The 6,436-nt window shown below is 56.7% G+C and carries 8 protein-coding genes and 1 pseudogene; 1 reads left to right on the top strand and 8 read right to left on the bottom strand.

Annotated features, from left to right (window positions below; all coding sequences use genetic code 11):
* Window positions 1-172: pseudogene (locus MM194_RS20280) on the top strand (IS1595 family transposase); the annotation flags it as partial.
* A 57-nt stretch (window positions 173-229) separates the two neighbouring features.
* On the opposite strand, the gene MM194_RS20275 reads toward MM194_RS20280, so the two are convergent.
* The 8 genes from MM194_RS20275 to zapE form a co-directional block, all read right to left on the bottom strand.
* Entirely contained in the window at window positions 230-655 is a 426-nt protein-coding gene (locus tag MM194_RS20275; protein ID WP_033132313.1) for a ClpXP protease specificity-enhancing factor, read from the bottom strand.
* A complete protein-coding gene (gene sspA, locus MM194_RS20270) occupies window positions 652-1,281 on the bottom strand; it encodes a stringent starvation protein SspA (RefSeq protein WP_033132312.1) in 630 nt (209 codons plus the stop codon). The genes MM194_RS20275 and sspA overlap by 4 nt, the downstream gene beginning before the upstream one ends.
* An 87-nt stretch (window positions 1,282-1,368) precedes the next feature.
* Window positions 1,369-2,103, bottom strand: a complete 735-nt coding sequence (locus MM194_RS20265) for a cytochrome c1 (protein ID WP_241344730.1) — start codon at window positions 2,101-2,103, stop codon at window positions 1,369-1,371.
* Window positions 2,100-3,317, bottom strand: a complete 1,218-nt coding sequence (locus MM194_RS20260) for a cytochrome bc complex cytochrome b subunit (protein ID WP_241344729.1) — start codon at window positions 3,315-3,317, stop codon at window positions 2,100-2,102. Before MM194_RS20260 ends, MM194_RS20265 begins: the two co-directional genes overlap by 4 nt.
* A 2-nt stretch (window positions 3,318-3,319) precedes the next feature.
* On the bottom strand, window positions 3,320-3,910 hold the full coding sequence (petA, locus tag MM194_RS20255; RefSeq protein WP_033132309.1) for a ubiquinol-cytochrome c reductase iron-sulfur subunit: 591 nt from the start codon (window positions 3,908-3,910) through the stop codon (window positions 3,320-3,322).
* 299 nt (window positions 3,911-4,209) lie between these two features.
* Complete coding sequence (gene rpsI, locus MM194_RS20250) at window positions 4,210-4,602, bottom strand: 30S ribosomal protein S9 (protein ID WP_005891084.1); 393 nt, start codon at window positions 4,600-4,602, stop codon at window positions 4,210-4,212.
* A 14-nt stretch (window positions 4,603-4,616) separates the two neighbouring features.
* Entirely contained in the window at window positions 4,617-5,045 is a 429-nt protein-coding gene (gene rplM / locus MM194_RS20245; protein ID WP_033132308.1) for a 50S ribosomal protein L13, read from the bottom strand.
* 267 nt (window positions 5,046-5,312) lie between these two features.
* Window positions 5,313-6,407, bottom strand: a complete 1,095-nt coding sequence (zapE, locus tag MM194_RS20240; RefSeq protein WP_241344727.1) for a cell division protein ZapE — start codon at window positions 6,405-6,407, stop codon at window positions 5,313-5,315.
* Window positions 6,408-6,436 lie beyond the last annotated feature (29 nt).

Here is a 6,436-nt window from a genome sequence, read left to right as displayed (position 1 = left end):
TCACAGGCGGTTGAAGGAGTGGATGGCGCGGTTCCATGGGGTGGCGACGAGCTATTTGAGGAATTATCTGGGCTGGCGAAGGATGTTGGAGCGTTATGGGCAGGCAGTGGATATCCCGCGTTGCTTGTATGAGGCGCTGGGGCGCCCCATGCAACACGTAATTGGGACATAGCCAAAACTAAAGGGGCAAGGGTGAGATGAAAAAACGCAGCCAATTGGCTGCGTTTTTTTATTTGATGACTTTCAGGGTCGGGCGACCGCTCGGACGCGGCGGCTCAGGCTCCGGCTCGGCGGGCGCCTCGGCCTGCTCCAGCCAGAGATCGTAACCCGGCTCGGGCGGGAACAGAGTGCCCACGCCATTCTCCCGGGCATGGATGGCCAGGATGGCCGCCATGGGGATATAGACCTGCTGCGACACACCGCCGAAACGGGCGCTGAAACTGACGGCTTCATTGTCCATGTGGAACTGGCCTACGGCCCGCGGCGCTATGTTCAGGACGATCTGACCATCCTGTACAAACTGCATCGGCACCATCACATGGGGGATATTGGCGTTGACCACCAGATGGGGGGTCAGCTCGTTATCCAGCAGCCAGTCGAAGAACGCCCGCAACAGATACGGGCGACTGGGTGTCATGGTCGGTTCAGTGCTCATACGCTGGCACGGATCTCGCGCTCGGCTTCGGTCAGGGAAGCCTGGAAGGATTCGCGCTCGAACAGACGTACCATGTAGGCCTTCAGCTCCTTGGCACCACGACCGGTGAAGTCGATGCCGAGGCTCGGCAGACGCCACAGCAGCGGAGCCATGTAGCAGTCGACCAGACCGAACTCTTCGCTCATGAAGTAGGGCATTTCGCCGAAGATCGGCGCAATGGCCAGCAGGTTGTCACGCAGCTCGGCACGAGCGGCCTCGACGTCGGTGCCTGCCATGATCTTGTCGGCCAGGGAGTACCAGTCCAGCTCGATGCGATGCATCATCAGACGGCTGTTGCCGCGCGCCACCGGATAGACCGGCATCAGGGGCGGGTGCGGGAAGCGCTCGTCCAGATACTCCATGATGATGCGCGAGGTGTACAACGCCAGCTCACGATCCACCAAGGTCGGCACAGTGTTGTACGGGTTCAGCTCGGCCAGCTCGTCCGGCAGGTTGCTCGGATCAACCTGGCAGATATCTACGCTAACACCCTTCTCCGCCAGGACAATACGCACCTGATGGCTGAACATATCGTTGGCACCGGAAAACAGCGTCATTACCGAACGCTTATTGGCAGCTACAGCCATTGAACCCTCCCGTCATTAAAAAGCAGAAACGGCAATGAAGCATTTCGAACCTCATTGCCGTGCGTCATATTACCCTGATCCGGTCGCTTAGTGAACGTCGCGCCAGAATTCCTTCTTCAACAGCACAGTGAAGATGAAGAAGATAACGATGAATCCGAGTACCCAGAAGCCCATGCGTTCGCGCTCCTGCTGTACCGGCTCAGCTGAGTAGACCAAGAAGTTTACCAGATCCAGTACCGTCTGATCATACTCTTCGTTATTCATTTCACCGTTACCGTCAGATTTGACACTGACAACCTGCCGGGTTTCCACCCCGTCGACCGTATGAGTGGCAAACTCGGCACGGGGGGTGCCTTGCAACGGCTCCAGTACGTGGGGCATGCCCACGGACGGGAACACCACGTTGTTCACGCCAAACGGACGGGTTTCATCCACGTAAAACGAGCGCAGATAGGTATAAATCCAGTCTGCACCACGCACCCGCGCCACCAGAGTCAGGTCGGGGGGCGGCGCACCAAACCACTTGGCCGCATCCTTCTCTGAGACCGAGTTCTCCATCAGATCACCGATCTTGGCACCGTTGACGATCAGATTGGCGGCCATCAGGTCTTCCGGAATGCCTATGTCTGCCGCCACCCGGCTGTAACGCTGGTACTGGGTGCTATGGCAGCCAAAGCAGTAGTTCATGAAGGTGGTGGCACCACGCTGCAGTGACGCCTTGTCGTTCAGGTCATAACTGGCCTTGTCCAGATGCACGGCTCCGGTATTGGCGAATACCAGCGCCGGCAGCAGGGTCAGTACTGCAAAAATGATTCTTTTCATTTGAATGTCACCCTCTCCGGCAGCGGCTTGGTGTTTTCATTCTTGCTGTAGAAGAACAGCAGGACGAAGAACCCGAAATACCCCAGTGAACAGATCTGCGCGATCAGGGTAAGGGTCGGGGTCGATGGCAACACGCCAAGCACACCCAGAATGACGAAGCAGACCACAAACTGGGCGATGTTCAGCTTGTGCAGGGTGCTGCGGTAGCGCACGGAGCGCACCTTGCAGCGATCCAGCCAGGGCAGCAGGAACAGCACGACGATGGAGAGACCCATCATGATGACCCCCAGCAACTTGTCCGGCACCGCCCGCAAGATGGCGTAGAAGGGCGTGAAGTACCACACGGGGGCAATGTGCGCCGGCGTCTTCAGGCCATTGGCCACTTCAAAGTTCGGCTTCTCGAGGAAGTAGCCCCACATGTCCGGCTTGAAGAAGATGATGGCGCAGAACAGGAACAGGAAGCCCGCCACCCCGATCATGTCCTTGACCGTGAAGTAAGGGTGGAACGCCACCGCATCCAGCGGCCAGCCCTTCTCGTCCTTGTGCTTCTTGATGTCGATGCCGTCCGGGTTGTTGGAGCCCACCTCGTGCAGCGCCAGGATGTGCATGGCCACCAGCATCACCAGCACCAGCGGCAAGGCGATGACATGCAACGCGAAGAAGCGGTTCAGGGTAGCGCCCGAGATGACGTAGTCCCCCCGGATCCACAGGGTCAGATCGTCACCGATGACCGGGATGGCGCCAAACAGCGAGATGATGACCTGAGCACCCCAGAACGACATCTGTCCCCAGGGCAGCAGGTAGCCCATGAAGGCTTCCGCCATCAGCACCAGGAAGATCAGCATGCCGAAGATCCACAGCAACTCGCGCGGCTTCTGGTAGGAGCCGTAGATCATGCCGCGGAACATGTGCAGATAGACCACGACGAAGAAGGCGGAGGCACCGGTAGAGTGCATGTAGCGCAGCAGCCAGCCGTAATCCACATCCCGCATGATGTATTCCACGGAGGCAAAGGCACCTTCCGCCGACGGGTTGTAGTTCATGGTCAACCAGATGCCGGTGATGATCTGGTTGACCAGCACCAACATGGCAAGGGAGCCGAAAAAGTACCAGAAGTTCAGGTTCTTGGGGGCTGGGTACTTGGCCATGTGGTCGTTATACATGGCAGTGAGCGGGAAACGATCGTCAATCCAGCCCATGAGTTTGACAAACATGGTCAGGCCTCCTTGCCATCGGCACCCACCAGGATGGTGGTGTCGCTAAGAAATTGATATGGCGGAATGACCAGGTTCAGCGGCGCAGGTACGCCCTGGAACACTCGGCCAGCCATGTCGAACTTGGAGCCATGGCACGGGCAGAAGAAGCCGGAGGCCACTCCCTGTACCTGCTCACCGAAGCTGTCCGGCAGATAAGAAGGGGAACACCCCAGATGTGTACAGATACCGACGGCGACAAAGATCTCCGGCTTGATGGATCTGTAACCGTTATGGGCATAATCCGGCTGCTGTGGCTCATCGGAGGCAGGATCGCGCAGCTTGTCATCGTGCGTTGCCAGGGCATCCAGTGTCTGCTTGGTTCGTTTCACCACCCAGACCGGCTTGCCGCGCCACTCGACGCGAATGAGCTGACCCGGCTCCAACTTGCTGATGTCCACTTCGACCGGAGCCCCCGCCGCTTTGGCTTTGGCACTCGGGTTCCATGACTTTATAAACGGCACTGCGGTAAAAGCAGCTCCTACTCCGCCAACGGCAACCGTTGACCAGGTAAGAAATCTGCGGCGACCGGTATCAACTGGCGCATTGCTCATCCAAAAACTCTCCCATGTGGACTCCGCTCATTCTTATAGTGTCCCCGTTTCCTATCTCCTCTCCCCATGACAACTGCAGCGGAAGCGGAGTGGCAATTGACACAGAAAGACCATGGAAATTTTAAAGAAAAGATAACAATTTGACAAGAAAGAGAAGCGATGGGCAAAAACAATAAATACACAAATTTTTGTCTTTTGTGACGCATGGTTAGCATTGGAGTATGTAATGTTACCAATAAAAAAAGCCTGGCAGTTGCCAGGCTTTTTTGACACTCGTGAGAGTGCGTACCAAAAGCGAATTAACGCTTGGAGTACTGCGGACGCTTACGTGCTTTGTGCAGACCGACTTTCTTACGCTCAACCTTACGGGCATCGCGAGTAACAAAGCCAGCTTTACGCAGCTCGCCACGCAGGGTCTCGTCGTACTGCATCAGAGCACGAGTGATACCGTGACGGATCGCACCAGCTTGACCGGAGATGCCGCCACCGTTAACGGTGATGTACAGATCCAGTTTCTCGGTCATCTCAACCAGTTCCAGCGGCTGACGAACTACCATGCGGGCAGTCGGACGGCCGAAGTATTGCTCCAGGGAGCGCTGGTTGATTACGATTTTACCGCTACCCGCTTTGATAAAGACGCGAGCAGTGGAGCTTTTGCGACGGCCGGTACCGTAGTATTGATTTTCTGCCATGTTGCCAGTTCCCGTTAGATATCCAGTACTTGAGGTTGCTGAGCAGCATGAGCGTGCTCTGCGCCTGCGTAAACTTTCAGCTTACGGAACATGGCACGGCCCAGCGGACCCTTCGGCAGCATGCCCTTGACGGCAGCTTCGATTACCATTTCCGGCTTACGCTGAATCAGCTTGTCAAAGCTGATGGACTTGATACCACCCGGGAAACCGGAGTGAGAATGGTACATTTTGTCGGTAAATTTCTTACCGGTTACGTGTACCTTCTCAGCGTTTACAACGATGATGTAATCACCGGTGTCAACGTGCGGAGTGTATTCAGCTTTGTGCTTACCACGCAGACGAGCAGCGATCTCGGTTGCGATACGACCCAGAGTTTTACCTTCTGCGTCCACAATGTACCAGTCACGTTTTACGGTTTCTGGCTTGGCAACGAAAGTTTTCATTAAGTTAAACCCAATTACCTGTTACAGACCCAATTGCTTATGGGGGCTCTCCCACAAACAACAAACGATGGCCTACCTGTACCCCTTCGAATACAAGTAAAGCTTAAAGTGTTGCTGCCTTATCGACAGCTGTAACGTGGGCCGGGCGATTATAAGTGAAGTTGCCTTAAATATCACCTGCTAATTTCACTGCCATGAAGCTAGCAAATGTCGCCCGGCCCTACCTGCCGCAGATGCCCATCCGACTGGCAGGCTCGGGTATTGTGACTAAGGAAGGTGCACTCTGGCAAGGTATTCGTGCGATTGCATCTCCTGAAGCCGCGAAAGACAGCGCTTGAATTCGAAATTCAGCAGACCCTCCCCATAGAGCTCATTCATGGGCACGGCCGCCGAAAGGATGAGTTTGACGTGTCGCTCGTAGAACTCGTCCACCATGGCGATGAAGCGGCGAGCGGCGTCGTCCGTCCCCCTCCCCATCGGCTGCACATTGGCCAGCAGAACGGTGTGAAACTCCCGGGCCAGCTCGATATAGTCGCTTTGCGATCGCGGGGTACAACAGAGTTGCTCGAACTCCATATAAAGCACCCCCTCTCCCATCCCCAGCACACTGAGCTGGCGATGATTGACCTCCAGCATGGCGGCATCGAGCCGCGCCGATCCGCTCAGTTGCCCGAAATAGCGATCGAGATTGCACCTGGCCTGCTCGTCCAGCGGGAAGTGGTAGATCTCCGCCTGCTCCAGGGTGCGCAGCCGGTAGTCAACGCCCCCATCGACATTGAGCACCTCGCAATGACGCTCGATCAATGCGATGGCGGGCAGGAAGCGAGCCCGTTGCAGGCCGTTGCGATAGAGATCCTTGGGCGGAATGTTGGAGGTCGCCACCAGCACCACGCCGTGGCCGAACAGTTCCTGGAACAGGGTGCCCAGCAACATGGCGTCGGTGATATCGGAGACGAAAAATTCGTCGAAACAGATGACATCGGTCTCGCCGGCCAGCTTGCTGGCGATGAGCTTGAGCGGGTCGGCCTGACCGGTCAGCGCCTGAAGCTCTGCGTGGATCCGGTGCATGAAGCGGTGGAAATGAATGCGCAATTTCCGCTCACCCGGCAGACTCTCGAAAAAAGTATCCATCAGCCAGGTCTTGCCTCTGCCCACTCCGCCCCACATATAAAGCCCGAGGACGGGATCGGCAGGCTTGGGCTTTTGCAACCAGCCGCGCAAGCCGCGGGATCTGGTCGGAGTCGGGCTGGCGCACAAATCCTGATAGAGTCTCTCCAGGCGGGCCACTGCCATCGCCTGAGCCGGATCGGCCAAAAAGCCGGGACGCTGCAAATCTTGCTGATATTTTTGCTGCGGGGTCATCCTGTAAACCGCCTCCAAGTCCCTGAATG

This window comes from Aeromonas sp. MR16 (assembly GCF_022549315.1).
Taxonomy (GTDB): Bacteria; Pseudomonadota; Gammaproteobacteria; order Enterobacterales; family Aeromonadaceae; genus Aeromonas; species Aeromonas aquatica.
Note: the sequence above shows the minus strand (reverse complement) of the source record. Positions and strands in the feature narration are given on the sequence as shown.

What these genes read in the sequence shown, in the direction of transcription:
- sspA (WP_033132312.1), bottom strand. Translation starts at nt 1,281, where the DNA reads ATGGCTGTAGCTGCCAATAAGCGTTCGGTAATGACGCTGTTTTCCGGT.
- rpsI (WP_005891084.1), bottom strand. Translation starts at nt 4,602, where the DNA reads ATGGCAGAAAATCAATACTACGGTACCGGCCGTCGCAAAAGCTCCACT.
- rplM (WP_033132308.1), bottom strand. Translation starts at nt 5,045, where the DNA reads ATGAAAACTTTCGTTGCCAAGCCAGAAACCGTAAAACGTGACTGGTAC.
- petA (WP_033132309.1), bottom strand. Translation starts at nt 3,910, where the DNA reads ATGAGCAATGCGCCAGTTGATACCGGTCGCCGCAGATTTCTTACCTGG.
- MM194_RS20260 (WP_241344729.1), bottom strand. Translation starts at nt 3,317, where the DNA reads ATGTTTGTCAAACTCATGGGCTGGATTGACGATCGTTTCCCGCTCACT.
- MM194_RS20275 (WP_033132313.1), bottom strand. Translation starts at nt 655, where the DNA reads ATGAGCACTGAACCGACCATGACACCCAGTCGCCCGTATCTGTTGCGG.
- zapE (WP_241344727.1), bottom strand. Translation starts at nt 6,407, where the DNA reads ATGACCCCGCAGCAAAAATATCAGCAAGATTTGCAGCGTCCCGGCTTT.
- MM194_RS20265 (WP_241344730.1), bottom strand. Translation starts at nt 2,103, where the DNA reads ATGAAAAGAATCATTTTTGCAGTACTGACCCTGCTGCCGGCGCTGGTA.